The sequence below is a fragment of the Serratia sp. CY40230 genome, from assembly GCF_052168835.1.
In the GTDB taxonomy this organism is placed as follows: domain Bacteria; phylum Pseudomonadota; class Gammaproteobacteria; order Enterobacterales; family Enterobacteriaceae; genus Serratia; species Serratia nematodiphila.
In genome coordinates this window covers 460798-484852 of sequence record NZ_JBJNLX010000005.1, presented here as the reverse complement: position 1 = coordinate 484852, position 24055 = coordinate 460798, and the positions used below count along the sequence as shown (strand labels likewise).

Below are 24055 nucleotides of genomic sequence, written 5' to 3'. Positions count from 1 at the left end.
TTTTCGGGTTTTACCGTTGACCTGCCGGGCGGCTTCCGCTTTGATGAAAGCATGACTCACAGAGAGACGGAAAGCGCCATGGAACAATTACGAGGTTTGTACCCGCCGTTAGCGGCATACGACAGCGGTTGGCTGGACACTGGGGATGGCCACCGGATCTACTGGGAGCTGAGCGGTAACCCGAACGGTAAGCCGGCGGTTTTCATTCACGGCGGGCCGGGCGGCGGCATCTCCCCGCATCATCGTCAGCTGTTCGATCCCGAACGCTATAAGGTGCTGCTGTTCGATCAGCGCGGCTGTGGCCGCTCCCGTCCGCATGCCAGCCTGGACAACAACACCACCTGGCATTTGGTGGCCGATATCGAACGGCTGCGGGAAATGGCCGGCGTCGAACAATGGTTGGTGTTCGGCGGTTCCTGGGGCTCCACGCTGGCGCTTGCCTATGCGCAGACCCACCCGGAGCGCGTCAGTGAAATGGTGCTGCGCGGCATCTTCACCCTGCGCAAGCAGGAGCTGCATTGGTATTACCAGGACGGCGCTTCGCGCTTCTTCCCGGAAAAATGGGAGCGCGTGCTGTCCATCCTCTCGGATGACGAGCGTAAAGACGTGATCGCCGCCTACCGGCAGCGGCTGACCTCGGCCGATCCGCAGGTGCAGCTTGAAGCGGCCAAGCTGTGGAGCGTGTGGGAAGGGGAGACGGTCACGCTGCTGCCGAGCCGCGAATCCGCTTCGTTCGGCGAGGATGATTTCGCGCTGGCGTTCGCCCGCATTGAAAACCACTACTTCACCCATCTGGGCTTCCTGGAGAGCGACGACCAACTGCTGCGCAACGTGCCGCTGATCCGCCATATTCCGGCGGTGATCGTCCACGGCCGTTATGACATGGCCTGCCAGGTGCAGAATGCCTGGGACCTGGCCAAGGCCTGGCCGGAGGCGGAGCTGCATATCGTGGAAGGGGCGGGGCATTCGTATGATGAGCCGGGCATTTTGCACCAGCTGATGATCGCCACCGACCGGTTTGCCGGCAAGTGACGCAAAAAACCCGCCGTAACGGCGGGTTTTTCTATTTAGCCTTCGGCTCGTACGGCAGGCGCGAAAACTTGTGGGATTCCGCGCGGTAGTGCGCCACGCGCTCGCGAAAATAGTCGCGCAGCGCTTCCGGTTGCTCGCGCTCCACCACTTCCGGGATCACCGGCATGTTGTAGCGCTCTTTGTACGCCACGCCTGAGGCGGCGAGATCCACATTCACCCTGTCCATTTCCTCTTTGGACAGCTCGGCCAGATTGTAACCCACGCTATGCTCCTTACTTACTTTGCCGCATTGAATCTGCGCAGAAGGTAATCCACCCGGCGGCGCTTGGCAAGCCCATTACGCCGTTGCCGGGAGCGATATTTATCCGAGAGTAATGCAATCTATTTATTCTTTTAAATAAGAATGATTCGCTTTTTGATTAAAATAAAAGATGAAAATAATTATCATGTGAATTCTCAATGTGGGTTTGATATTTTAATTTATTGATATTTATGATTTTTATAATTAATGTTTGCTTGGTGTGAATAATGTGTTTTTATTTTTACGGCAGCAAGGCATAATGCGCGGAAATTAAATTCATGACCTGCAAAATAAAAGGAATCATTATGCTGACGCAAGAAATGACTCAAAAGCTGAATGAGCAACTGAATCTGGAGTTCTACTCCGCCAACCTGTATCTGCAGATGAGCGCATGGTGCAGCGATAAAGGCTTTGAAGGCGCCGCCGCATTTCTTAAAGAGCATTCTCAGGAAGAGATGCAGCATATGCAACGTTTGTTCGACTATCTGAGCGACACCGGCTCTCTGCCGCTGCTGGGCACCATCGCCGCGCCGCCGGTGGCGTTTGAGTCGCTGGCGGACGTGTTCCAGCAGACCTACGAACACGAACAGCTGATCACTCGTCAGATCAACGAACTGGCGCACGCCGCCATGACCGCACACGATTACTCCACCTTCAACTTCCTGCAGTGGTACGTGGCGGAGCAGCATGAAGAAGAGAAACTGTTCAAATCCGTGCTGGACAAGCTGGCGCTGGTGGGCACCAGCGGCAAGGGCCTGTTCTTCATCGACAAAGATCTGAAGAAAATGGGCGCGATGGGCCAGGGCGGCAACGACCAGGCCTGATCTGCACCTGAGCATCGAAAAACCGCGCGCGGGCGAGCCTGACGCGCGGTTTTTTTTACCCTGCGTTTATCGCGGTTATGCGGCGATACGTGCTGCCGGATCGCAAAATGCCAGTGATGCGCTCGACTTGCCGCGGCGTGGTCGTTATGATTTACCGCGATACGCTACAGGGATGGTAGAGTCAAAACAGCGGGTTAGCCGATACAACCCGTTTTTCTGTTTACCCGTGGCGCAATCATTGCGGTGGGTTGGGGCCGCTGATACATCGCCTTGGCTGTGGCCTTAACCCTTATGACCCTCTTTATATTGTTAAGGGATACCACTGTGATCGGTAAAATTCGTTCCTCCTGTCGCCTGCTTTCCACCGTTTTCGTTCTGTTCGTCGGCCTGTCTTCGCAGCAAGCGCTGGCGCACGCTCACCTGAAAGTGGAAACGCCGAAGGCCGACGCCAGCGTCAGCCCGGCGCCGAAGGCGCTGACCCTCAGCTTCTCCGAAGGCATCGAACCAAACTTCAGCGGCGTGAAAATCATCGGCCCGGACAACGCCGTGGTGAAAACCGGCAAACTGCAGCTCGATCCGAACAACAACACCCAGGTCAACGTGCCGATTGAAGGCGAGCTGAGCGCGGGTAAATACAACGTCAGCTGGCATGTGGTGTCGGTCGACGGGCATAAAACCAAAGGCCAGTACAGCTTCACCGTAAACTGATCGTGAGTCTGGCGACCCTGTTCGTTCTGTGTCGCTTGGTGCACTTTGCGGCGGTGATGCTGATGTTCGGCATCAGTCTGTTCACCGCCTTATTGTCACCGCAGCGCCTCTCCCCGATCCTCTCCCGCGATGTGCGTCCGCTGCTGCTTGCCGGCACCTGGATTGCCGGGCTTTCCGCCGTGGCGCTGCTGGCCATTCAGGCCGGGCAGATGGGCGACGGTTGGCAAGACGCCTGGCGGCTGGAGGTCTGGTGGGCGGTGCTCGGCACCACCTTCGGCGAAGTGTGGCGCTGGCATCTGGGCCTGTCGCTGCTGGCGATCCTGAGCCTGCTGCTGCCGGAACGGCCGCGCGCGCAGGCGTTGGCGCTGTGCTCGGCGCTGCTGCTGGTGAGCCTGGCGTTCATCGGCCACGCGGCGATGCATGAAGGCGCGTTGGGCGCGCTGCACCGCGCCAACCATGCGGTGCACCTGCTGGCCGCCGGTTACTGGTTCGGCAGCCTGGCGCCGCTGCTGGTTTGCCTGCGTTACCTGCCGCCGCCGCAGTGGCGCAGCGACGCCATTACCACGCTGATCCGTTTCTCGCGCTGGGGGCACCTGGCGGTGGCGGCGGTGATCGTCACCGGCATCGTCAACAGCCTGATCATTCTCGGCGGTTGGCCGCTCAACCTCGGCTCGCCTTATCAGCGCCTGCTGCTGATCAAAACCGCGCTGGTGGCGCTGATGGTGATGGTGGCGCTGGCCAATCGCTACGCCATCGTGCCGGCGATGAGCCGCGTACCGGCGCTGGCGCAGCGTGGCGTGGTGCTGGCCTGCTGGCTCGAAGTCGGGCTGGGGATGGCGGTGCTGCTGCTGGTCAGTTTATTTGCAACCTATGCGCCGGTATGACATTTCAGCTTGCCGCAACCGGCCAAGCTGCGGGAAAATCGGCGCGAATAGCAACCTTAAGGCCATCACATGAAATCGGTATTACTCGGCATTACGCTGCTGGCAACCGCGACCGGCGCGCTGGCGGCAGACAAACTGGTGAACATCACCAAACTGGAGTACGGCAAACAGTGGGCGTTCACCAAGGAAGAGGTGACGCTGCAGTGCCGCAGCGGCGGCGCGCTGTTCGTGCTGAATAACAGCACCCTGATGCAATATCCGCTCAACGACGTGGCGGAGCAGCAGGTGAAGAAGGGCCATCAGCGCGCGCAGCCGCTGGAGGTGATCCTGCTGGACGACCCTGCCGAACCGGGGAAAAAAATGAGCATGGCGCCGTTTATCGAGCGCGCCGAGAAGCTGTGCGCTGACTAACCGCTTGTTTGCCAACGCCTTGCCCAGCGTGCGCAGATTGATGCGCATTTGCCGCATAGTTATTTCGTCACGAAACTATCACGCAGCCGCCGGGCGGCTGGCAAAACTGGCGCGGTAGGCTACTCTTAAAGTGCACGGCTGAACAAGCCCTGCATTAAATGCCAACTTTTAGCGCACGGCTCTCTCCCAAGAGCCATTTCCCTAGACCGAATATAGGAATCGTATTCGGTCTTTTTTTGTGTGATTGATTTATAAGAAAATTCCACTTAAGACGCCAATAAAATTCTGGTTTCTCTTTCCAGTCGTAACACCTCAGCCCGATCTCCGGCTCCACACACCACCCGCACCTATCGCTAATTTAGCCGCACCAAAAGTCATTACGTCATTTATGGCGCTGATAAGCTCCGTTCATTGCTCCCATTATCGGTTTAACGAGAGTGGCATTATGCAGAATATCAAAGCATTAGGCGTTGTAAAAGGAAACCTGCGTTGAACGATCGGCTGAATCAGTTGAAGAGGGCGCTGCCCGGCTATCTCGAGGCGTGGCGTGAGGGGGCCTTACCCTCTGACTGGGGGCAGGTGGCTAACCCTGAAGTGGTTGCCGCCCTGTTGGCGGAGTGGGAGGCGCTCAGCGAGTTGGCGTCTCAGTTCGAAACCGCCACTGAAGCCCCCTCCGAACCGGCCGCCTTTTGGCAGGCGCGCGCCGAGCTGATGGCGCGGCGCAATCGTGAGCTTATGGCCCAACTGGCGACGCCAGTCCGTTTGCCCGGCGCACGGGTGGCCTTTTTTGGCTATGTGAAAACGGCCGTGATGGACGCCAGGCAGGTTAAGGCGGCGATTCGCGATGCCGGTTTTATCGTTGCGGGCGGCGCCCCCAACGAGAACACGGCTTAACGCGGTTTCTTCTCAAATTTCTCGGCAAAAAAGAACCGCAGCAATTTATGGGTCCACAGCAGGATGGCGCCAACCACCACCAGCGAGACGACGAAATGCGACAGATTTTTAGGCGCGGCGTAGCCGTGGGTAAAGGAGACCCCCGCGCCGCTGAGCAGCAGGGTGGCGATCCAGAAGCCGAGCAGCAGGCATAAGGTACGAAACAGTTTAAACATGGTTATCACCAAAAATACGGAAAGCGCCGACCGAACGGAGAGGCTCAGCCGGAGCTTTGATTAATTAAAACCGCTTAGCGCGAACAGGTATTGCCGCCTTTACTGCTATTGTTATTGCAGCTGCTGCCGCTGTTTTTGTTGCCGCCTTTCCCCATGCCGACGTTGCCGCCGCCCTTGCTGCCCTCCTTGAAGCAGCCGCCGTTGAGCGCGCCCACCGCCAGGCCGCCAAGGCCGCCCAGAGAGCCGGTGATCACGCCGTTAACGCAATCCGGCGAGGTGTGCTTGCCGTAGAATCCCTGATTGGATGACCCGCCCCCGTTCTTGTTGCCGCCGTTGTTGTTGACGCGGCCATTGCTGCCGCGGTTGTCGCCAAAGTTACCGGCGCCGGCGATCAGATGAAAGTGTTTGGCATCGATCTCTTGCATAAAATTCCCTCTTTATCGATTCAGTTAGATTCAGTAAAGCTTGCGCAAGCCAGCTGTTTTTAACAGAAAAAATAGCGGGGGTAATTACCGGTTCGAATAAGAACAGGGGGTTTATTTTGCGATATTTTCCAGACTGATAGAGCACAGAGGAATGATATTTGGGGCGTGTGGAACCGTAGCGCTATCTGTTCTCTTGGGCCGGTTAATTTGTTAGCATGGCGCCCCTGGATGACTATTGGTGCAGTACATTGAAAATTAAAGCGTTGTTATTTGTTGCGTTGGCCGCGCTGGCCGGCTGCAGCCAGGAGGGAACCTCGATGAATCAGCCCGCAAACGAGAAAGGCGGCCAAACGGAAGTGTTGCTGGTGAACAGCGCGCTGGTGGACTGCGTGGGCGTCGGCCCGATGAAGTGCATGCAGGTGCGCCGCTCCGCGCAGCAGCCGTGGGAGTTGTTCTATACCGGCATCGAGGGCTTCACCTTCGAACCGGGCTATCAGTATCGATTGAAAGTGCGCGTCACCCCGGTGGAGAACGTACCGGCCGATGCCTCATCGCTGCGTTACACGCTGATTGAGCAGCTGGAAAAGAACAAGGCGTAATGGATCTATCTCGTCACCACCAAATGGCGTTTCATTTGGTGGTGACGTTTTCAGGAAAGTTTGTCTTTTTTCTTTCTTTTGGAGGATTCGAAAGTGGCGAAGGCATGTGCAAGAGCAAACCCCAGCGCACAGTAGCGTAGAGGCCAATTCTCTTTAGCCCATGTTTCAGAGTCAGCAATAAACATCGTGTTGCCGTTGGCAAAAAGGGTAAATTGCCAGCAAAGGATTAAAAAGCATATCGTAACCAGAACGACATAACCCTTGGAACCCAGAGACGGTCTGAAGACGTATTTCACGGCCAGACAGGCCGCGGCAGCGAGAGTAGAAAAAATATAATATAAAGTCGGTTCCATCACTGTTCCTGGCTGCTTTTATAAATGGAATTAATGGTTGAGACATCTGCGCCACCTTCAAGCATCAAGCTGGCTCTTCCCATGTTCCTCCAACCGCGAATATAGTCTGTATTGATGTAACGAAATAATCGCCAGGCTTCGGGTTTCAGCGACAGTTTTAGTAAACCATAGCCTGATAACAGTAAGTCTACGCCACCTAACGCCATGTCTGCTGCGGAATGGGAATAGCCTAGCGTTGAAGCCGCAGAGCGGTACATCATTCGGCCTGGACCAATAGTATTCTTGCCAAATAACAGCGTATAACCGTTTTCGTAGACATTATTGATGCCATTGATTAAAAGTAACGTTCCTGGAATGGCACCGACGCCAGTCCAATCCAAGCCCACGCCGAGTAAAATTTGTGCTATTCCCGAGAGGAAGCCAACGCCGGCTAACACGTAGGTCACTACGGCGTCATGATTGACTTTCTTTCTCATTACGGCATAAGGCGTCACGGCGTCAGTTCGCAATAAGCGCTCTTGCTCAGAAAGCGATTGATATTCTTGCTTCATTTCTCTCATTGCAACATTCGCCGCTTCACCTACTTGTTGGCATTTTTGCAATTTATCATTCACAAAGCAGTGCATCTCATGTCTGAAGGCATTACCGACTGTCCGATCTTTTAAAAAGTCCCTATTAACGCGTTCTGATAGTTCTAAAAGCATACGTCCTTGTTGGCGAGCCATCGTTTGCGAGTAGGTATTTAAACGTTCTTTTAGTAACAGTGGATTATCCATTTTTCTTTGTTCCTCCCTGGATTTCGACCGAAAAACAGCCACACCATAACGCAACGCCAGAAGCTTGATCAACTTTCGCTGATTTGAAGAGGGAAAGCTTGAACTCGCTGAGGGGACGAGGCGTGGCGTGTGAAGACATCACGATGCGGAGTTGGGCAACCCTGAACCATCGACTTAACTGGTCTGTTCACTGCGCTTGTTTTCGCACTTTCTTAAGTATATCGAGAAAATCAGGTATATTGTCCTTCGGTTTTTAGCTACCAAGAAAAAATTACTATGATTATCAAACCTAAAATTCGTGGTTTTATCTGCACCACCGCTCACCCGGCAGGCTGTGAAGCCAACGTCCGTGAGCAAATCGCCTACGTTAAGTCACGCGGCGAACTGAAAAACGGGCCTAAAAAGGTGCTGGTCATTGGTGCATCCACCGGTTACGGTCTGGCCTCGCGCATCAATGCCGCTTTCGGCAGCGGTGCGGCCACCATCGGCGTATTTTTCGAGAAGCCTGGCAGCGAAGGCAAAACCGGTTCCGCCGGTTGGTACAACTCCGCCGGTTTCGACAAGGCAGCTAAAGAAGAAGGCCTGTACGCGAAAAGCATCAACGGCGACGCATTCTCCAACGAGTGCCGTCAGACCGTGATCGATCTGATCAAAAAAGACCTGGGTCAGGTTGACCTGGTGGTTTACTCGCTGGCTTCGCCGGTGCGTAAGATGCCGGAAACCGGCGAAGTGGTGCGTTCCGCACTGAAGCCGATCGGCGAGCCATACAAATCCGTCGCGCTGGACACCAACAAAGACGTGCTGGTTGAAGCCGTGGTCGAGCCGGCCAACGAGCAAGAAATCGCCGACACCGTGAAGGTGATGGGCGGCCAGGACTGGCAGCTGTGGATGGACGCGCTGGACGAAGCGGGCGTGCTGGCGGATAACGCGCAGTCGGTCGCTTACTCCTACATCGGTACCGATCTGACCTGGCCAATTTACTGGCACGGTACGCTGGGCAAGGCGAAAGAAGATCTGGATCGCGCGGCGCACGCCATCAACCAGAAGCTGCAGGCCAAAGGCGGCGCGGCTTACGTTGCGGTGCTCAAGTCGGTGGTGACTCAGGCTTCCTCCGCCATTCCGGTGATGCCGCTGTATATCTCCATCGTGTTCAAAATCATGAAGGAGCAGGGCATTCACGAAGGCTGCATCGAGCAGATCCAGCGTTTGTTCGCCACCAAGCTGTACAGCGGTGCGGCGCCGGACACCGACGAGAAGCACCGTCTGCGTCTGGATGACTGGGAACTGCGCGACGAAGTGCAGGAAACCTGTCGTGAAATCTGGCAGCAGCTGAACGACAACAACATCAACGAACTGACGGATTACCAGGGCTACAAGGCGGAATTCCTGCGCCTGTTCGGCTTCGGTCTGCAGGGCGTTGACTACGACGCCGATCTGAGCGGCGAAGCCAATTTCGATGTGATCGAGCTGGTCTAAGCGCGTCGAGCGGTCAAACAAGGTCGGGTTAGCCCGGCCTTTTTTATTGCCTGCGAATTATCGGGTGGCTAAGCGAAAATGTTTATTTCGGGTTAACAGAGGAACCGGGTGGTTAACATCGGCAGTCGGATGGTGAAATAACGGCGGTTATTAAACTAAAGAAAGTCATTTTTTATTTACCCTTGCCGCCGGCTGCGGGTATTTTATTTCCTTTAAGGAGAAAGCTATGACATGGCGTTATTGTGCCACGGTATCGTTGTTTTTGTTGGGCGGCTGCAGCGCGATCCAGCCAACGTCGACGTCCCCGGACTGGTCTCAGCCTCAGCCGGCCACGCGGGAACAGCGGCAACGCATCATGGCGGGTGAGTCTGCCTCGTCGGTATTGCATGAAGGTAATATCGGTATTGGCGGTACGTTAGATGGGTCGAAAATATTCGATCGTTAAACCGCTAAATATATTCAGCCAAATTAATGCGCGCATTCTGCCGATATTGTCGGAGGGTTTACCTTTCCTGCGTTATTCTGCCGTGGCTTGACCATTCATTGCGTTAGCAGACAATTCGTTTTCCTTATAGGGAACCGCCGGTTTATTTCGGCGTAATCAAAGGAGTTGCCCATGACGAAGAACATGGCCGCGATCTTTCTCTTGCTGTTGCCGCCGCTAAGCCAAAGCGCCGGCGCAGCGCGCTACGACAGGCCGTGCGAAGGAGTGTCGCCGGTGCTGTTTCAAAAGCGCCTGAAAGCGCTGGCGCAGGATCTGCGTCAGGAAATGAGCGAGGAAGCGCCGCCGACAGAGCGCGATGCGGAAGAGCTGGCGCGGTTGGCGGAGTGCGCTATCGAGCCCGGCAAAGCGCCCGTCACCGGCGGGCAGCGCGTCTCCCGTTCAGAGGAAAAGCCGACGGCATCGCCGAACGGTTGCTGAGCCGGCGTGTACGCAGAGTCTAGCGATGTAATGTAAAAGGAGTCATTGATGAAAAGGATCGTGTTGGCCGGCGTGGCCTTGTGTTGTTCCAGCTTCGCGCAGGCGCGGGTGGATCTGGAATACCATGCGGCGGCGCCGAAGGACAGTAAGGTCACCGAGGAGTACCAGAAAAAGCGCGACGCATTGCGCCACAAGGTGTGGAATGTCGATAACCTGACGCTGGCCAACGAGCAGGCGATTGCACGCGAACAGCAGCGCGAAGCCGCTGAGACCGCCGAGCGGCAGCAGCGGAACCTGGAACAGCAGCAGAAAAAGCAGCGTTGCCTGCGCAGACACTCGAAAGATCCTCATCCCGAGGCGAAGTGTTACATGCACAACTTCTAACCTTTAACGTCCGGGCGCTTTCTGCGCCCGACGTCGTTTAGGCCGGGCGGCAATGCTCTTTCAGCATGGCGATCGCGTCCGGTTTCAGCTGATACAGATAGACCGGCCGGCCGGTGGCGCCGTACAGAATACGGGTGCCGAGGATACCGCTTTCCGCCAGATAGATGAGGTACTTGCGGCAGGACACCCGCGAAATGCCAATGGCGTTGGCCAGATTGTCGGTAGAGAATTCGCTGTCGTGCTGTTGCTCGATCCACTCGCACACCGTGCTCAGGGTGATGCTGGTCAGGCCCTTCGGCAGCTTTTTGCTCTCCTGGCCGCCGGGCTGGCGGCGCAACAGGCTGTCGACGTCGGCCTGCGAAAACTCGCGTTGCGCCAAGAGCTGTGACTGCTGCCGGTAGTGGCTCAGCGCCTCCTTGAAGCGGCTGAACTGGAACGGCTTGATCAGATAATCCACCACGCCGTAGTGCAGCGCTTTTTGCACCGTGTTCACGTCGCTGGCGGAGGAGATGATGATCACATCGGTCTTTTCGCCGAGCTCGCGCAGGCCGGGCAGCAGATCCAGCCCATTCTCCTGCTGCATGTAGATATCCAGCAACACCAGATCGATGCTGACGCTGGCGTCGGCCAGCAGGGCGCGCGCCTGGCTCAGGGTCGCGACCGTCGCCTGGCAGTGAAAACCGCCGACCTGGCTCAGGTAGTATTTGTTCAGCTCCGCCACCATCGGGTCGTCGTCGACAATCAGTACGTTAATCATGGGCTCTGCTCTTGGCCTGATAGGGAAGGTGCACGAAAAATTGGGTCAGCTCGCCCGGTTCGGATTCGAAATCGATGCTGCCGCCCAGTTTCTCCAGATGGCTGCGGATCAGCGCCAGGCCGATGCCGCGTCCCGTTCCCTTGGTGGAAAATCCGTGTTCGAAGATGCGCGCGCCGATCGCCGGATCGATGCCGGGGCCGTCGTCGCTGACGATACAGTGTAATTGATCGTCGTGATGATGGAAGCTCAGGCCGATCTCGTGGCCCTCAACGCCGTCGATGGCGTCGATGGCGTTTTCGATCAGGTTGCCGAGCACGCTGATCAGCACGTGGGTGGTTTCCGCATCGTCGGTTTCCGGCAGCAGGCTGTTTTCCTCGATGGTCAGTTCGATGCCGGCCTCGTGGGCGCGGCTGATCTTGCCGATGAAGAAGCCTGCCACCTCCGGCGAATGGATCTTGCGCAGCAGCGCGCCGATCTCTTCCTGGTAGTTGCTGGCGGTGTTGATGATGTAGTTTTCCAACTGCTGATAGGCCTTCATATGCAGCATGCCGAGTATCACATGCAGCTTGTTCATAAATTCGTGCGACTGCACCCGCAGGGCGTCGGCGTAGTGCGCCATGCCGCTCAGCCGCTGCAGCAGGCGGCTGATCTCGGTCTTATCGCGGAAGGTGGCGATGGCGCCGGTTACCTGGCCGTTGACGATCACCGGCACGGTATTGGTCAGCAGTTCGCTGCCGTTGAAGCTGATCTGCCGATCGCGCAGCGGTTCGCCGCTGGCCAGCACCTCCGCCAGATGCAGCTGCGCCGGCCAATGCTTGCTGGCGGCTTCCAGCAGCAGGTTTTCCACCGGCCCGCTCTGGCGCAGCAGGCGCTTGGCTTCGTCATTGACGATGGTGATGCGGGATTCATTATCGACCGCGATCACGCCTTCTTTAATCGATTGCAGCATGGCGTTGCGCTGTTCGAACAGGTTGGAGATTTCGTAAGGCTCGAAACCCAGCATGATGCGTTTGAGCGCAGAGACCAGGAAAAAGGTGCCCAGGCTGCCGACCAGGGCGGCGAAGGCGATGGTCCAATAGATGATCCATCGGCTTTCCGCCACCACCCGCTGCACGGTGTCCAGCGCGATGCCGAGCGCCACCACGCCGATTTGTTTTTTCTGATCGTCATACACCGGCACGAACACCCGCAGCGCCGGAGCCAGCGTGCCGCGGTTGATGGCGCTGTTGACGTTGCCTTGCAGCGCGGGCGCCAAATCGTCGCCGATAAAATGCTTGCCGATCAGCCAGGGTTTAGGGTGCGAATAGCGGATGCCCTGCATATCCACCACCACCACGAACAGCAGCTCGTTTTGATGGCGCACCTGCTCGGCGAAGCGCTGAATGGCGCCGCTGTGATCGCGTCGCTGCAGGCCGTCGATCACGGTGTTGGAGAGCGCCAGCGTGTTGGCGACGGCGATGGCTTTTTGCTGCAGCTGATCTTGCCCCTCGCGGCTCATCTGCACGAAAAACAGTGCGAACACCACCAGCAGCACCGAAGCGATGATGGCGGACACCATCAGCGTGATGGAGGTGCTCAGCTTGAGCGGCACCCGTTGTTTTGGCATGGCGGTTCTCCGAATGGCGATATCACGGCGTATTCTAGCGAGGAATGCGGCAAGCTGCAGTTACCGGCAGCAGGTTATAGCACGCTGCCGGGGGGCGGAGGGGTTATTTTAGTTACAAAAGCGGGTTACTGCTGGTGGTAGATCTCCAGCGCCTGTTGGCCGCTGGCGCCTTGATGGATGATCGCCATCAGGGCGCGCACCACCTGAGACGGATTACTGTGTTGATAGACGTTGCGGCCATAGACCATGCCGGAGGCGCCCTGGGCCATCAGCGCGGCGGATTTCTCCAGCACCGGGCCCAGCTCTCCCTTGCCGCCGCCGCGCACCAGCGTCGGGCAGCGCGCCGCTTCCACCACGCGGTGGAAATCTTCCACCCGATCGGTCGGATCGGCCTTGATGATGTCGGCGCCCAGCTCGCGCGCCAGCCGCACCAGCGGCACGATCTTCTCCACGTCACCCAGCGATCCGTAGGCGGCGCCCTGGCCGGCCGGGGCCATCACCAGAGGTTCGATCATCAGCGGCATGGCGTAGCGATCGCAGGCGTGGCGCAGGCGGCCGATGTTTTCTACGCACTGGCGGAAAATGCCGGGTTCATCCGGGATCATATAGAGGTTGACCACCACCGCGGCGGCGTCCGTTTGCAGCGCGGCCAGGATCGGCGCTTCCGGGTTGTGCAGCACCGCCCACATTTCACGGTGGCGTGCGGCGTTATAGGCGTTGCCGACGTCGGTGCGCATCACCAGCGCCGGTTTTTCACGCTGCGGCGCGCGCTGCAGCAGATCCGCCTGCCCGTAGTTGACCTGAATCGCGTCGGGGCGCGCGGCGATCAGGTTGCCCATCACCCGTTCGATATCTTCCAGCCCGATTAAAAAATCCGGTTCGTTGGCGATGCCGTGATCGATCGCCACATCCAGGCACTTGCCGTTGTTGAACAGGCGGTTCATCCGCACCTTACTGCTGAGCTGCATGTCAGGTCCTCCTGAGATAGGGATATGTCCATTATTGCCGAGTAAGGATGGTCGGGAAACGCAGAAACCGCAAACTGCGCGCCCGCTCGCAGTTTTTGCCGGCGCACGAAAGGGGAACGCTCGCGGGCGGCTTTCATTTCATTTGTTAGATCCGTGTCATGTTTTTGTTAATAAGCCATTCCAAAACGCATGTTTCGCTTGTTTGGGTTAAAAAGTTTCAATAATCTAAATTATGAAATAAACATTTAAAAAAGCGGCGAGGACGCGGCTTGCTCCACCAGGGGTTTATTTCAATTGATTGTTTTTAATCTATTTTGAGATATCGATCACCATTTTGTTCACGGCCTTAATACGGCGATAACGCGGTAATTTCGCCGTATCAAAGGGATAACACCGACCGTATTGTTGTTTGAATGTAAAAAATATTTTTCATTAGCTGTCAACCAACAGACCTCTTCATTCTAACGATTAAAGGGTAACGAACATGAAGCTGAAGAAATTGATCGCCGCCTCGGTACTGATGTGCATGCTGCCGGCCAGCGTGTTGGCGAAAGACATCAAGATCGGCGTTTCCATGGCTTACTTCGATGACAACTTCCTCACCATTCTGCGCCAGTCGATGCAAAGCAAAATGAAGGCCGACGGCAACGTCAGCGGCCAGTTCGAAGACGCCAAGGGCGACATCGCGCAGCAAATTCAACAAATCGAAAACTTCGTCAGCCAGGGCGTCGACGCCATCATCCTCAACCCGGTGGATACCCAGGGCGTCAAGCCGATGATCAAACTGGCCGAGAACGCCAAGATCCCGCTGGTGTTCGTCAACCGCAAGCCGGAAGTGACGCTGCCGGCCGGCATGGCCTACGTCGGCTCCGATTCCAAGCTGGCCGGCAAACTGCAGATGGAAGCGTTGGCCAAGCTGATGAACGGCAAGGGCAACGTGATGATCCTGATGGGGGAACTGTCGAATGAATCGACCCGCGACCGCACCCGCGGCGTGGAAGAGGTGGCGGCCAACTATCCCGGCATCAAGATTGTCGATAAGCAAACCGCCAAGTGGACGCGTAAAGATGCGGTGGATATCACCACTGACTGGGTGCTGACCGGCCAGCAGATCGACGCCATCGCCTCCAACAACGATGAAATGGCCATCGGTGCCATCCTGGCGCTCAAGCAGGCTAAAAAGTCCGGCGTGCGGGTGGCCGGCGTGGATGGCACGCCCGATGCGCTGGAATTCATCAGAAAAGGCGATCTGGCGCTGAGCGTGTTCCAGGACGCCAAAGGCCAGGGCGAGGGTGCGGTGCAGACCGCCGTTCAACTGGTGAAAGGCGAGAAAGTGGAGAGCAACGTGCTGATCCCTTACCAGCTGATCACCCAGGCCAATTACCAGCAATTCGCCGATAAAAACAAGAAATAAGCCTTGAAGCCCGCCGCGGGCGCCGGTGTGGGGCGAGCGCGGCGGAAAACGTGGGTCAGTGCGGAGGTAAGCGGTATGTACCCTTATGTTCTTGAGGCCGAAGGCATCAGCAAGCAGTTCCCCGGCGTCAAAGCGCTGGATAAGGTCTCGATTAAAATCAAACCCGGCAGCGTGCACGCGCTGATGGGGGAAAACGGCGCAGGCAAATCGACGCTGATGAAATGCCTGATCGGCATCTACCACCCGGATGAAGGCTCGATAAAAATCAAAGGCCGGCCGGTCACCTTCAGCGACACGCTGCAGGCGCTGCATTCGGGCATTTCCATGATCCACCAGGAGCTGAACCTGGTGCCTTATATGACGGTAGCGGAAAACATCTGGCTGGGGCGCGAGCCGGCGCGGTTGGGGTTCGTCAACCACGAGCAGTTGAACGAGAACACCCGCGAGCTGCTGGCGCGGCTGAACATCAAACTGCAGCCGGACACGCTGGTGGGCGAACTGAGCATCGCCAACCAGCAGATGGTGGAGATCGCCAAGGCGGTGTCCTACAACGCCGACGTCTTGATCATGGACGAACCGACCTCGGCGCTGACCGAAGGTGAAGTGGTGCACCTGTTCGCCATCATCCGCGAGCTGCGCGAGCAGGGCAAAGGCATCATCTATATCAGCCACAAGATGGACGAGATCTTCGCCATCACCGACGAAGTGAGCATTTTCCGCGACGGCACCTTCATCGCCTGCGACAAAACCGAAAATCTGACCAAGCAGTCGCTGATCACCATGATGGTGGGGCGTGAACTGACGCAGATGTTCCCCAAATTCAACAACAATATCGGCGAGGAAGTGCTGCGGGTGGCGGGGCTGCGCCGCAGCGGCTGGTTCCACGACGTGTCGTTCAGCGTCAAACGCGGCGAGATCCTCGGCGTCGCCGGGCTGGTGGGCGCCGGGCGCAGCGAAGTGATGGAAAGCCTGTTCGGCATGCACCCGGCGGACGGCGGCGAGATCTTTATCGAGGGCCAGGCGGTGAAGGTCGATTCCCCGGCGAAGGCGATCGAGAGCGGGTTGGCCTTCCTCACCGAAGACCGCAAAAAATCCGGCCTGTTTTTGGTGCTGTCGGTGGTCGAGAACATGAGCATCGTCAACCTGTCGGAATACATCGGCAAGAACGGTTTCGTCAGCCACGTGCAGATGGCCAAAGACTGCATGGATCAGATCAAAAAGCTCAACATCAAAACGCCGACCATGGATCAGATCATCAATAACCTCAGCGGCGGCAACCAACAGAAGGTGCTGATTGCGCGCTGGCTGCTGGCGCAGCCGAAAATCCTGATCCTCGACGAACCGACGCGCGGCATCGACGTGGGAGCCAAAGCGGAAATCTACCGCCTGATCAGCGAGCTGGCCAACCGCGGCGTCGCCATCATTCTGGTCTCCTCCGAGCTGCCGGAGATCCTCGGCATGAGCGACCGGGTGATGGTGATGCACGGCGGCCGCATCACCGGCATTTTGGACAAAGACGACGCGGACCAGGAAAAGATCCTGGCGCTGGCCTCAGAATAACGAAGGGTGAACATCATGAGTAACGTAAAGATTGAGAAGCCGCTCTCCGCCGATTCAACGAGCAAGGGAACGCTGTTCTCCGGGCTGAGCGGCAAAATGCCGAAGGATACCGGCATCTTCATCGTGATGCTCGGCATCGCGCTGGTCTTCGAAATCCTCGGCTGGTACATGCGCGATCAGTCGTTCCTGCTGAACCCGAACCGCCTGCTGCTGATCGTGCTGCAGGTGGCGATCATCGGCATCATCGCGGTGGGCGTCACCCAGGTGATCATCACCACCGGCATCGATCTCTCCTCCGGTTCGCTGATTGCGCTGACTGCGGTGGTGGCGGCCAGCCTGGCGCAGACCTCGGACAGCATTTCGCCGATGTACCCGGGGCTGCTCGATCTGCCGGCGGCGATCCCGATCGGCGCGGGGATTGGGGTGGGCATTGTCTGCGGCTTTATCAACGGCTTCCTGATCACCCGCACCGGCATTCCGCCGTTCATCGCCACGCTGGGGATGATGGTATCGGCGCGCGGTCTGGCGCAGTACTACACCAAGGGTAACCCGGTCAGCTTCCTGTCGGACGGCTTTACGTCAATCGGCCAGGGCGCGATGCCGGTGATCATCTTCCTGGTGATTGCAGTGATCTTCCATATCGCGCTCAAACACACCCGCTACGGCAAATACATCTACGCCATCGGCGGCAACATGACCTCGGCGCGGGTGTCCGGCATCAACGTCAACAAATATCTGGTGACGGTTTACACCATCGCCGGCGGGTTGGCGGGACTGGCGGGCGTGGTGCTGGCGGCGCGCGTCAGCAGCGGCCAGTCGAGCATGGGGATGTCGTACGAGCTGGACGCCATCGCCGCGGCGGTGATCGGCGGCAGTAGCCTGATGGGCGGCGTCGGGCGCATCACCGGCACGCTGATCGGCGCGGTGATCCTCGGCCTTATCAAAAGCGGCTTCACCTTTATCGGCGTCGATTCTTACATTCAGGACATCATCAAAGGCGTGATTATCGTCGCCGCCGTGTCGATCGACATGCGTCGCAACCGCAAGAAACACTGATTGCCGTGAATTGCCGCCGGCGCCAGGGTTGGCCGGCGGTGTTTTTTTACCGGGGGGCACATCATGAATTACCTGAAAGGGCTGTGGCTGGCGGTGGCGCTGTGTGCGTCCACCCCGGCATGGGCGCAAACCATCGGCGTATCGATGGCCTATTTCGACCAGAACTTCCTCACCATTATCCGCCAGGCGATCGACAAGGAGGCCAAGGCGCGCGGCATTACCGTGCAGTTCGAGGACGCGCGCGGCGACGTCGGCCGCCAGACCGACCAGGTGCAGAGTTTTATCAGCGCCGGGGTGGACGCGATTATCGTCGATCCGGTCAACTCGGCCAGCACGCCGGTAATGACCAAAATGGTGCAGGCCGCCGGCGTGCCGCTGGTGTACGTGAACCGCACGCCGGGCGACGCCAAACTGCCTCAGGGCGTGGTATTCGTCGGCTCCGACGAGCGGGAGTCCGGCACGTTGCAAATGGAGGAATTGGCGCGGCTGGCCAACTATCAGGGCAACGTGGCGGTGATGATCGGCAACCTGACCGACGCCGGTGCGCTGCAGCGCACTAAAGATGTGGAGCAGGTGGTGGCCAAATACCCGAACATGAAGGTGGTGCAGAAGCAGAGCGCCAACTATTCACGCAGTGAAGGCATGGATCTGATGATGAACTGGCTGACCAACGGCGAAGCGATAGACATCGTCGCCGCCAACAACGACGAGATGGCGATCGGCGCGATCATGGCGCTGCAGCAGGCGGGCAAGGCGGACAAGAAAGTGCTGATCGGCGGCATCGACGCCACGCCGGACGGCCTCAAGGCGCTGGCCTCCGGCAAGATGCAGGTCACGGTGTTCCAGGACGCGATCGGCCAGGGCAAGGCCTCGGTCGAGGTGGCGCAGCGCATGATCAACGGCGAAAAGCTTGAGCCGTATTACTGGATCCCGTTCGAGCTGGTGACGCCGGCCAATCAGGAGAAATACGCGGCCAAACCGTGAGTTCGCCGTCGGATCCGCGTTGCCGGGGCGCTGCTTGCAGCGCCTTTTTTATTGCGCCAATTGCATGTCCGCTTGCGGCCAGCGCGGCGTCGAACCTTGCCTCACACTGAGGATCTTTAAACAGCGTGAGGATGAGCGATGAACGCATTAAACGGCAAGGTGGCGGTGATCGGCGGCGCCAGTTCGGGGATCGGCAAAGCGGCGGCGCTGCTGTTCGCCCGGCAGGGGGCGGCGCTGGTGTTGGGCGCCCGGCGCGCGCCGCTGTTGGCCGAGCTGGTGGAGGACATTCGGCGCGAGGGCGGCCGGGCATTGGCGGTGGCGGGTGACGTACGCGACGAAGCCTTCGCCGAACGGCTGACGGCGACGGCGGTCGACGAATTCGGCGGCCTGGATATCGCCTTCAACAACGCCGGCACGTTGGGGCCGCTGGGGCCGTCGCTGGCGCTCAGCGCGTCAGAATGGCGCGAGGTGCTGGAAACTAACCTGTCCAGCGCCTATTACGGCGCCAGGCATCAAATTCCCGCCATGCTGGCGCGCGGCGCGGGCTCGGTGATCTTCACCTCCACGTTCGTCGGCCACACCGCGGCGTTTCCCGGCACGGCGGCCTATGCGGCCGGCAAATCGGGGCTGATCGGCCTGACGCAGGCGCTGGCGGTGGAGTTTGGCGGGCGCGGCATTCGGGTGAACGCGCTGCTGCCGGGAGGCACCGATACGGCGATGGGGCGGCAGATGAGCAATACCCCGGAAGCCTTGGCGCAGGTGGCCGATCTGCACGCGCTGAAGCGGCTGGCGATGCCGGAGGAGATCGCGCAGGCGGCGCTGTATTTGGCGTCTGACGCTTCCTCATTTGTCACCGGCACCGCGATGCTGGTGGACGGCGGCGTGTCCATCCAGCGCGGCTGAGGTTGGCATGGCCCGTGGCCTGGCGCCACGGGCATACGGGAGAGCGTTACCAGCCTTTGACGGCGTCGCCCTTGTAGATTTCGGCGGCGCTGGCCGCCACTTCGTTGGTCTGATAGGCCTTGACCAGATCCTTCACTTTCTCGCTGTCTTTGTTGTCGATGCGGCTGGCGAAAATGTTGACGTACGGGGAGTTTTTGTCTTCGACAAATAGCCCGTCCTTGGCCGGCGACAGGCCGATCTGGCTGGAATAGTTGGTGTTGATGATCGCCAGCGTCACCTGTTGGTCGTCCAGCGCGCGCGGCAGCTGCGGCGCTTCAATCTCGACGATCTTCAGCTTTTTCGGGTTGCTGACGATATCCAGCGCGGTCGGCAGCAGGCCGACGCCCTCTTTCAGGGTGATCAGCCCCTGTTTTTGCAACAGCAGCAGCGAGCGGCCCAGGTTGGTCGGATCGTTCGGCACCGCCACCTGCGCGCCGTCCGGCAGCTGGCTGAGTGCGGTTATCTTCTTCGAATAGCCGGCGATCGGGTAGACGAAGGTGTTGCCCACCGCCGCCAGCTTGTAGCCGCGCTCCTGCATCTGCTTGTCCAGATACGGTTTGTGCTGGAAGGCGTTGACGTCCAGATCGCCGTTGTTCAGCGCTTCGTTCGGCAGCACGTAGTCGTTGAAGGTCACCACCTCCACGTCCAGATCGTATTTCTGCTTGGCGACCTTTTGCACCACCGCCCACAGCGACTGATCGATGCCGGCGCTGATGCCGACCTTGATGTGGTGCTCGTCCTGTGCGGTCGGGCCGCAGGCGGTCAGCAGCAGCGTGCCGGCGGCGGCCAGCGCCAGGGTGAGGTTTTTCAGCGTAAATGTCATTTTCCCAGGGTCCTTGTCAACATTGCCTGCTAATTTTGGCGGGCAGAATAGTGGCAGTGACTGTAGGTAATCGCTGGGCTAAAACAAAATACTGATTCACTATGACTCATAGCGATTAGCTATGAGCGGCCGCCGCACCGCGCGGTGCGGATTGTTTTGACGGCGAATCGGCGGGCTTATTATGATAGCCGTTGGCCCGCGAGGGCAGACTGGGTACTGAAACGAAGGAAAAGACAATGCGATTGAACACTTGGAGCAAGGCGCTGCTGCCGCTGGTGGTGTTGGCCTGCGTCTCGGCGACTCAGGTTCGGGCGGCGGAAAGCGATACCGGGCCGATCCCCAAACAGCTGCTGGGCAACTGGCGCGTCAGCAAGATCGTGCCGACCCAGACCACTGGCTGCTGGGATCAGCAGCAGGCGCAGAGCCTGATCGGCGGCAAAATCAGTTATAAAGCGGACGCCTTCAGCTGGAACGGCACGGCGCTGAAAAGCGAAGGGGCCACCGTCAGCACCGTAGAAGCGCAGGAGTTCGTCGAGGACAACGCCGGCAGCAGCTCCTACATCGATTTCCCGATGCTGGGCATCAGCACGCCGTCAGTCGAGCGCGTGGCCATTCAGCACGCGGATACCGTCATCAAAGGTATCACCGATCAGGGCACCGATGGGGTGCCCGGCGATAACGTGCTGGTGAAAGACGCCAACACGCTGATCCTGTCGCTGTGCAACGTCTGGTTTGAGGCGCAGCGCGAGAAATAATTTCTGCCTTCAGCCCCGGCGACGGGGCTTTCCCACCGCATCACCTCCCGCCACGAGCGCCATTTCTGAACTAAAATTAACCATAACGATATGACCCCGGCGTGATATCGGAGCCTCGGCTCAACCGAGTCCATGACAGGAGGCGCTATGTGTTACCACCATATTGTCATCGCCACCGATCTGAGCGATGACGGCAAACGGCTGGTCGAAAAGGGGGCGTTGCTGGCGGAGGCGCTGCAGGCCAAACTCTCGCTGATCTATGTGGACGTCCACTACGACACCTACCACGCGGCGATCGGCTTTTCGGAGCGCAGCTATGACGGCGTGCCGTTCGAAGAGAAGATCCGCAAAGAGCTGGAACCCACCACGCAAAACGTCAATTACCCGATCGCGGAAGTGATTATCGGGCGCGGCGGCTTCGTTGACGAACTGCGCACGGCGGTCGTGGACAAGAACATCGATCTTCTGGTGTTCGGCCATCACCACGATCTGTGGAGCAACCTGTTTTCTTCTACCCGCAACGCCATCAACCAGCTGAATATCGACGTGCTGGTGATCCCGATCCGCTCATAAACGCGGGCCACCGCCGGGCAACGATGGCGGTGGCCGCCGCGGCTTATTGCGTGAAGAAGTCGTTATACAACATGTACAGATGCGCCGCGCTCCAGGAGAAGTTCGGCGCGCCTTGCTGTTTGCCGGTGAGCGGGTTGTAGTTCTCGCGGATCGGCCCGTCGGCGACCAGGCCGTCGGCGTGGCGGAAGAAGGCCTGCGCCATCGCTACCGCGTCGTCGCGATAGCCGTAGCGTTCCATGCCCTTGAGGCCGAAATACAACTGATCGACCCACACACGGCCGCGCCAGTAGATGTCCGCGCCGAACGCCGGGTTGGTCAGCGCCGCGGTGCCGAGCGGCACATAGGTATTGAACTCGCGCGGATCCTTCATCACCCTGACCACCGCATCGGCGTGCGGCTGGCTGGCGGCGCCGTTGAACAGCGGCGACCAGCCTTCCGGCCCTTTGCCGCGTTCGACGATCGGTTTGCCGGCGCAGCCGTTGGCCAACGGCCGGTTTTCGATGCGGATGTCGTAGAAGAAACCGCTCTGCTTATCGAACATGCAGGTGTTGATATAGGCCGCCAGCTTATCGGCTTTGGCGCGGAAGGACTCGGCCTCGGCGCCATGGCCCAGAATATCGGCCATCTCCGCCAGGTAGCGGTTGTCGCTGTACATATAGCTGGCCTGATCCACCGACTCCTGCAGCAGCGAGTAGCCGAGCAGCGTGCCGTCCGGCGCGCGGTTTTCGGCGAATTTCACCTGCCAGTCTTCGCGTTTGCCGCCCTGCGCCACGTAGCGCGCCAATTGATCCGGATCGATAAAGCCGAATACCGCCGCATCGTCACGGCCCGACTCCCAGGAGGCGGCGGTCTGCGCCGGGATCGCGATGCTGTCGTAATGCCCCTCGCGCACGATGCGATCGTAGTTGTCGAGGCCGGCCCGCGTTTGCTCGCGTTGCCCGCGTTTGACGGTAAACAGCATGCGCCCGTCGGGCGTATTGTGCGCTTTGTCGCGGGTGGCGCCGTACTCCGGCACGCCGTTGCCGTTGTGATCGCGGTTACGCAGCCACCAGTCATGGTAAGCCACCAGCTTCGGGTACATCTCCGCCAGCCAGCCCTTATCGCCGGTGACGCGATAGACCTCCATCACCGCCCAGGCCGCCAGGCTCGGCTTGGTGTTGCGTTCGTTCCAGTTGCCGCCGTCGCCGCCGCGTTCCGGGCTGGGGTTGTAGGCGATAAGGTCGGGCAGGAAACCGGCGTCCCACGGCCGCAAAGCGTCGCCCGGCCGGATCTGGTAGGCGAACACCGCGCGAATGTTGTCCTTGGCCACGTCCGGGTTGAAGTGCGCCATGGCGTAGGCCTGTTTCCAGGTGTCCCACGGCCAGGTCTGGTTGCCGGAGAACCAGCGCCCGGTGACCGACGGGGTGACCGAGTCGAACTTCATCGCCCCGGCGGCGCCGCGCCAGTTGCCGTTCAGCGTTTCTATCGCTTTGACCGCCACACGCGTTTGTTCCGCCGTGGCGTGCGGGTTGCGGAGCCCGGCGGCGAGATAGCGTTCCCAACGCTGGGCCGACGCGGCCATATAGCGCTGCGGGTGAGCGAGGATGTCGGCGATAGCTCGCTGTTCGCGCTGCGCCTCGTCGGCGGTGAGCAGGTGCGAATAGGTGGTGTACAGCGTGGTGGTGCCGGCGATGCGCACCGTGGCGCGGAAGCGGTGGCCGTCGACCGTGGTGCGCTGCGGCAGCGATTTATGGATCTGATACTCAGACTGGCCGGAGGTCATCAGCTGCGACGGCGCACGCACCTTGCCGAAGGTGACGCGCAGGCCGTCCGCCGTCGGCACAATGCGGCGCTTGTAGTCCGGAAACGCCTGTTCGAGGGTCGCCGGCGGCTGCGGTTTTTGCTCTTTGGCCGCGTAGCGCTCCAGCAATTCGCCATCCCACACCAGCTCCAGCGGCGCATCGGTGATAATTTGCGTCTCCAGCAGCGAGGTGCGCGCACTGGCGAAGCGCAGCGTCAGGTTGACGGTAACCCCCGGCGCGCTGAGCCGCTGCACCAGGGCGCCGGGCAGGCTGTAGGCCGTCATGGTGAAATGCACCGGCTTGCCGTTGCGATACACGCTGAGCCGATCGAAATTGTTGGCCATAAAGTTGATGTATTCTTCGGTCAGCAGCGCCGGGCCGGGGAAGCCGCCCATGCCTTCCGGGCCGCTCGGCAACAGGTGGCCGTGCCAGGCGCCGAGATCGAAGAACGGATTGAAGCGTTGATGATCGTCGAAGTCATAGTCGAGCATAAAATGCGGCGCGCCGTGGCGATCGATAACGTTTGGGTAGCGTTCGGCCAGTGCGGCAGTGGGCGTTTTCGGCGCGCAGCCCGCCAGCGTCAGCGCGAGGGTGAGGGCGGTGGCCAGCGGCGTCAGGGGAGTCATGTTCAT

27 protein-coding genes are annotated in these 24055 nt (G+C 59.0%); 17 read left to right on the top strand and 10 right to left on the bottom strand.

Annotation, left to right across the window (positions count from 1 at the left end):
* Window positions 1–78 precede the first annotated feature (78 nt).
* The gene (gene pip / locus ACJ8IJ_RS19705; RefSeq protein ID WP_004928848.1) at window positions 79–1032 is read left to right on the top strand and encodes a prolyl aminopeptidase; all 954 of its coding nucleotides are present in this window, start codon (window positions 79–81) and stop codon (window positions 1030–1032) included.
* 31 nt (window positions 1033–1063) lie between these two features.
* On the opposite strand, the gene ACJ8IJ_RS19700 is transcribed toward pip, so the two are convergent.
* Window positions 1064–1294 (bottom strand): DNA polymerase III subunit theta, encoded by a 231-nt coding sequence (locus ACJ8IJ_RS19700; RefSeq protein WP_016928156.1) that lies wholly within the window; start codon window positions 1292–1294, stop codon window positions 1064–1066.
* A gap of 344 nt (window positions 1295–1638) precedes the next feature.
* On the opposite strand from ACJ8IJ_RS19700, the gene ftnA reads away from it, so the two are divergent.
* From ftnA to ACJ8IJ_RS19675, 5 genes are all read left to right on the top strand, one after another.
* The gene (gene ftnA, locus ACJ8IJ_RS19695) at window positions 1639–2157 is read left to right on the top strand and encodes a non-heme ferritin (RefSeq protein WP_015377481.1); all 519 of its coding nucleotides are present in this window, start codon (window positions 1639–1641) and stop codon (window positions 2155–2157) included.
* A 324-nt stretch (window positions 2158–2481) separates the two neighbouring features.
* The gene (gene copC, locus ACJ8IJ_RS19690) at window positions 2482–2865 is read left to right on the top strand and encodes a copper homeostasis periplasmic binding protein CopC (protein ID WP_442518471.1); all 384 of its coding nucleotides are present in this window, start codon (window positions 2482–2484) and stop codon (window positions 2863–2865) included.
* 2 nt (window positions 2866–2867) lie between these two features.
* Window positions 2868–3749 (top strand): copper homeostasis membrane protein CopD, encoded by an 882-nt coding sequence (copD, locus tag ACJ8IJ_RS19685; RefSeq protein ID WP_004940888.1) that lies wholly within the window; start codon window positions 2868–2870, stop codon window positions 3747–3749.
* A gap of 69 nt (window positions 3750–3818) precedes the next feature.
* Entirely contained in the window at window positions 3819–4160 is a 342-nt protein-coding gene (locus tag ACJ8IJ_RS19680; RefSeq protein WP_033633333.1) for a YebY family protein, read from the top strand.
* A gap of 489 nt (window positions 4161–4649) precedes the next feature.
* Complete coding sequence (locus ACJ8IJ_RS19675; RefSeq protein ID WP_049188179.1) at window positions 4650–5054, top strand: hypothetical protein; 405 nt, start codon at window positions 4650–4652, stop codon at window positions 5052–5054.
* On the opposite strand, the gene ACJ8IJ_RS19670 is transcribed toward ACJ8IJ_RS19675, so the two are convergent.
* Together ACJ8IJ_RS19670 and ACJ8IJ_RS19665 are read right to left on the bottom strand one after the other, a co-directional pair.
* Window positions 5051–5269 carry a hypothetical protein gene (locus ACJ8IJ_RS19670; RefSeq protein ID WP_004940942.1) on the bottom strand — a complete coding sequence of 73 codons (219 nt, stop codon included), beginning with the start codon at window positions 5267–5269 and terminating at the stop codon, window positions 5051–5053. The genes ACJ8IJ_RS19675 and ACJ8IJ_RS19670 overlap by 4 nt on opposite strands.
* Window positions 5270–5343: 74 nt before the next feature.
* A complete protein-coding gene (locus ACJ8IJ_RS19665) occupies window positions 5344–5694 on the bottom strand; it encodes a hypothetical protein (RefSeq protein ID WP_049188181.1) in 351 nt (116 codons plus the stop codon).
* A gap of 248 nt (window positions 5695–5942) precedes the next feature.
* Between ACJ8IJ_RS19665 and ACJ8IJ_RS19660 the strand changes: the two genes are divergently transcribed.
* Window positions 5943–6293: a DUF4377 domain-containing protein gene (locus tag ACJ8IJ_RS19660; RefSeq protein ID WP_004940949.1), complete on the top strand. Its 351-nt coding sequence runs from the start codon at window positions 5943–5945 to the stop codon at window positions 6291–6293.
* Window positions 6294–6343: 50 nt separating this feature from the next.
* Here the strand turns inward: ACJ8IJ_RS19660 and ACJ8IJ_RS19655 are convergent, their stop codons facing one another.
* The gene (locus ACJ8IJ_RS19655; RefSeq protein WP_042784229.1) at window positions 6344–6646 is read right to left on the bottom strand and encodes a hypothetical protein; all 303 of its coding nucleotides are present in this window, start codon (window positions 6644–6646) and stop codon (window positions 6344–6346) included.
* Entirely contained in the window at window positions 6646–7422 is a 777-nt protein-coding gene (locus tag ACJ8IJ_RS19650) for a DUF4225 domain-containing protein (protein ID WP_053089782.1), read from the bottom strand. Before ACJ8IJ_RS19650 ends, ACJ8IJ_RS19655 begins: the two co-directional genes overlap by 1 nt.
* 276 nt (window positions 7423–7698) lie before the next feature.
* Here ACJ8IJ_RS19650 and fabV point away from each other — a divergent pair, with 276 nt between their 5' ends.
* The 3 genes from fabV (at window position 7699) to ACJ8IJ_RS19635 (ending at window position 10204) form a co-directional block, all read left to right on the top strand.
* Window positions 7699–8898, top strand: a complete 1200-nt coding sequence (gene fabV / locus ACJ8IJ_RS19645) for an enoyl-ACP reductase FabV (RefSeq protein ID WP_004940952.1) — start codon at window positions 7699–7701, stop codon at window positions 8896–8898.
* A gap of 616 nt (window positions 8899–9514) precedes the next feature.
* Entirely contained in the window at window positions 9515–9820 is a 306-nt protein-coding gene (locus ACJ8IJ_RS19640; protein ID WP_004940954.1) for a hypothetical protein, read from the top strand.
* Between the two features lie 48 nt (window positions 9821–9868).
* Window positions 9869–10204 carry a hypothetical protein gene (locus ACJ8IJ_RS19635; RefSeq protein WP_004940957.1) on the top strand — a complete coding sequence of 112 codons (336 nt, stop codon included), beginning with the start codon at window positions 9869–9871 and terminating at the stop codon, window positions 10202–10204.
* A 37-nt stretch (window positions 10205–10241) separates the two neighbouring features.
* On the opposite strand, the gene dcuR is transcribed toward ACJ8IJ_RS19635, so the two are convergent.
* From dcuR to ACJ8IJ_RS19620, 3 genes are all read right to left on the bottom strand, one after another.
* On the bottom strand, window positions 10242–10961 hold the full coding sequence (gene dcuR / locus ACJ8IJ_RS19630) for a two-component system response regulator DcuR (RefSeq protein ID WP_004940959.1): 720 nt from the start codon (window positions 10959–10961) through the stop codon (window positions 10242–10244).
* Window positions 10954–12567 (bottom strand): sensor histidine kinase, encoded by a 1614-nt coding sequence (locus tag ACJ8IJ_RS19625; protein ID WP_004940962.1) that lies wholly within the window; start codon window positions 12565–12567, stop codon window positions 10954–10956. Before ACJ8IJ_RS19625 ends, dcuR begins: the two co-directional genes overlap by 8 nt.
* A gap of 125 nt (window positions 12568–12692) precedes the next feature.
* The gene (locus ACJ8IJ_RS19620) at window positions 12693–13535 is read right to left on the bottom strand and encodes a class I fructose-bisphosphate aldolase (RefSeq protein ID WP_004940965.1); all 843 of its coding nucleotides are present in this window, start codon (window positions 13533–13535) and stop codon (window positions 12693–12695) included.
* Between the two features lie 484 nt (window positions 13536–14019).
* On the opposite strand from ACJ8IJ_RS19620, the gene ACJ8IJ_RS19615 reads away from it, so the two are divergent.
* The 5 genes from ACJ8IJ_RS19615 to ACJ8IJ_RS19595 all read left to right on the top strand — a co-directional run bounded on the left by ACJ8IJ_RS19615 (window position 14020) and on the right by ACJ8IJ_RS19595 (window position 19452).
* On the top strand, window positions 14020–14949 hold the full coding sequence (locus tag ACJ8IJ_RS19615) for a sugar ABC transporter substrate-binding protein (protein WP_015377544.1): 930 nt from the start codon (window positions 14020–14022) through the stop codon (window positions 14947–14949).
* Window positions 14950–15024: 75 nt separating this feature from the next.
* Window positions 15025–16509 carry a sugar ABC transporter ATP-binding protein gene (locus tag ACJ8IJ_RS19610; RefSeq protein WP_004940975.1) on the top strand — a complete coding sequence of 495 codons (1485 nt, stop codon included), beginning with the start codon at window positions 15025–15027 and terminating at the stop codon, window positions 16507–16509.
* A 15-nt stretch (window positions 16510–16524) separates the two neighbouring features.
* Entirely contained in the window at window positions 16525–17565 is a 1041-nt protein-coding gene (locus tag ACJ8IJ_RS19605; RefSeq protein WP_004940978.1) for an ABC transporter permease, read from the top strand.
* A gap of 63 nt (window positions 17566–17628) precedes the next feature.
* On the top strand, window positions 17629–18549 hold the full coding sequence (locus tag ACJ8IJ_RS19600) for a sugar ABC transporter substrate-binding protein (protein ID WP_004940980.1): 921 nt from the start codon (window positions 17629–17631) through the stop codon (window positions 18547–18549).
* Window positions 18550–18687: 138 nt separating this feature from the next.
* Window positions 18688–19452, top strand: a complete 765-nt coding sequence (locus tag ACJ8IJ_RS19595) for an SDR family oxidoreductase (protein ID WP_004940984.1) — start codon at window positions 18688–18690, stop codon at window positions 19450–19452.
* Between the two features lie 46 nt (window positions 19453–19498).
* On the opposite strand, the gene metQ is transcribed toward ACJ8IJ_RS19595, so the two are convergent.
* Complete coding sequence (gene metQ, locus ACJ8IJ_RS19590) at window positions 19499–20314, bottom strand: methionine ABC transporter substrate-binding lipoprotein MetQ (RefSeq protein ID WP_442518470.1); 816 nt, start codon at window positions 20312–20314, stop codon at window positions 19499–19501.
* Window positions 20315–20550: 236 nt separating this feature from the next.
* Between metQ and ACJ8IJ_RS19585 the strand changes: the two genes are divergently transcribed.
* Window positions 20551–21069 carry a hypothetical protein gene (locus ACJ8IJ_RS19585; RefSeq protein WP_004940990.1) on the top strand — a complete coding sequence of 173 codons (519 nt, stop codon included), beginning with the start codon at window positions 20551–20553 and terminating at the stop codon, window positions 21067–21069.
* A gap of 147 nt (window positions 21070–21216) precedes the next feature.
* Entirely contained in the window at window positions 21217–21642 is a 426-nt protein-coding gene (locus ACJ8IJ_RS19580; RefSeq protein ID WP_015377548.1) for a universal stress protein, read from the top strand.
* 43 nt (window positions 21643–21685) lie between these two features.
* On the opposite strand, the gene ygjK is transcribed toward ACJ8IJ_RS19580, so the two are convergent.
* On the bottom strand, window positions 21686–24055 hold the full coding sequence (gene ygjK, locus ACJ8IJ_RS19575) for an alpha-glucosidase (protein ID WP_442518469.1): 2370 nt from the start codon (window positions 24053–24055) through the stop codon (window positions 21686–21688).

Bases quoted from the DNA above. Each gene is read 5' to 3' on its own strand.
- pip (WP_004928848.1), top strand. From the start codon at position 79: ATGGAACAATTACGAGGTTTGTACCCGCCGTTAGCGGCATACGACAGC.
- ftnA (WP_015377481.1), top strand. From the start codon at position 1,639: ATGCTGACGCAAGAAATGACTCAAAAGCTGAATGAGCAACTGAATCTG.
- ACJ8IJ_RS19680 (WP_033633333.1), top strand. From the start codon at position 3,819: ATGAAATCGGTATTACTCGGCATTACGCTGCTGGCAACCGCGACCGGC.
- ACJ8IJ_RS19670 (WP_004940942.1), bottom strand. From the start codon at position 5,269: ATGTTTAAACTGTTTCGTACCTTATGCCTGCTGCTCGGCTTCTGGATC.
- ACJ8IJ_RS19665 (WP_049188181.1), bottom strand. From the start codon at position 5,694: ATGCAAGAGATCGATGCCAAACACTTTCATCTGATCGCCGGCGCCGGT.
- ACJ8IJ_RS19655 (WP_042784229.1), bottom strand. From the start codon at position 6,646: ATGGAACCGACTTTATATTATATTTTTTCTACTCTCGCTGCCGCGGCC.
- ACJ8IJ_RS19650 (WP_053089782.1), bottom strand. From the start codon at position 7,422: ATGGATAATCCACTGTTACTAAAAGAACGTTTAAATACCTACTCGCAA.
- fabV (WP_004940952.1), top strand. From the start codon at position 7,699: ATGATTATCAAACCTAAAATTCGTGGTTTTATCTGCACCACCGCTCAC.
- ACJ8IJ_RS19640 (WP_004940954.1), top strand. From the start codon at position 9,515: ATGACGAAGAACATGGCCGCGATCTTTCTCTTGCTGTTGCCGCCGCTA.
- ACJ8IJ_RS19635 (WP_004940957.1), top strand. From the start codon at position 9,869: ATGAAAAGGATCGTGTTGGCCGGCGTGGCCTTGTGTTGTTCCAGCTTC.
- dcuR (WP_004940959.1), bottom strand. From the start codon at position 10,961: ATGATTAACGTACTGATTGTCGACGACGACCCGATGGTGGCGGAGCTG.
- ACJ8IJ_RS19625 (WP_004940962.1), bottom strand. From the start codon at position 12,567: ATGCCAAAACAACGGGTGCCGCTCAAGCTGAGCACCTCCATCACGCTG.
- ACJ8IJ_RS19620 (WP_004940965.1), bottom strand. From the start codon at position 13,535: ATGCAGCTCAGCAGTAAGGTGCGGATGAACCGCCTGTTCAACAACGGC.
- ACJ8IJ_RS19615 (WP_015377544.1), top strand. From the start codon at position 14,020: ATGAAGCTGAAGAAATTGATCGCCGCCTCGGTACTGATGTGCATGCTG.
- ACJ8IJ_RS19610 (WP_004940975.1), top strand. From the start codon at position 15,025: ATGTACCCTTATGTTCTTGAGGCCGAAGGCATCAGCAAGCAGTTCCCC.
- ACJ8IJ_RS19605 (WP_004940978.1), top strand. From the start codon at position 16,525: ATGAGTAACGTAAAGATTGAGAAGCCGCTCTCCGCCGATTCAACGAGC.
- ACJ8IJ_RS19600 (WP_004940980.1), top strand. From the start codon at position 17,629: ATGAATTACCTGAAAGGGCTGTGGCTGGCGGTGGCGCTGTGTGCGTCC.
- ACJ8IJ_RS19595 (WP_004940984.1), top strand. From the start codon at position 18,688: ATGAACGCATTAAACGGCAAGGTGGCGGTGATCGGCGGCGCCAGTTCG.
- metQ (WP_442518470.1), bottom strand. From the start codon at position 20,314: ATGACATTTACGCTGAAAAACCTCACCCTGGCGCTGGCCGCCGCCGGC.
- ACJ8IJ_RS19585 (WP_004940990.1), top strand. From the start codon at position 20,551: ATGCGATTGAACACTTGGAGCAAGGCGCTGCTGCCGCTGGTGGTGTTG.
- ACJ8IJ_RS19580 (WP_015377548.1), top strand. From the start codon at position 21,217: ATGTGTTACCACCATATTGTCATCGCCACCGATCTGAGCGATGACGGC.
- ygjK (WP_442518469.1), bottom strand. From the start codon at position 24,055: ATGAACATGACTCCCCTGACGCCGCTGGCCACCGCCCTCACCCTCGCG.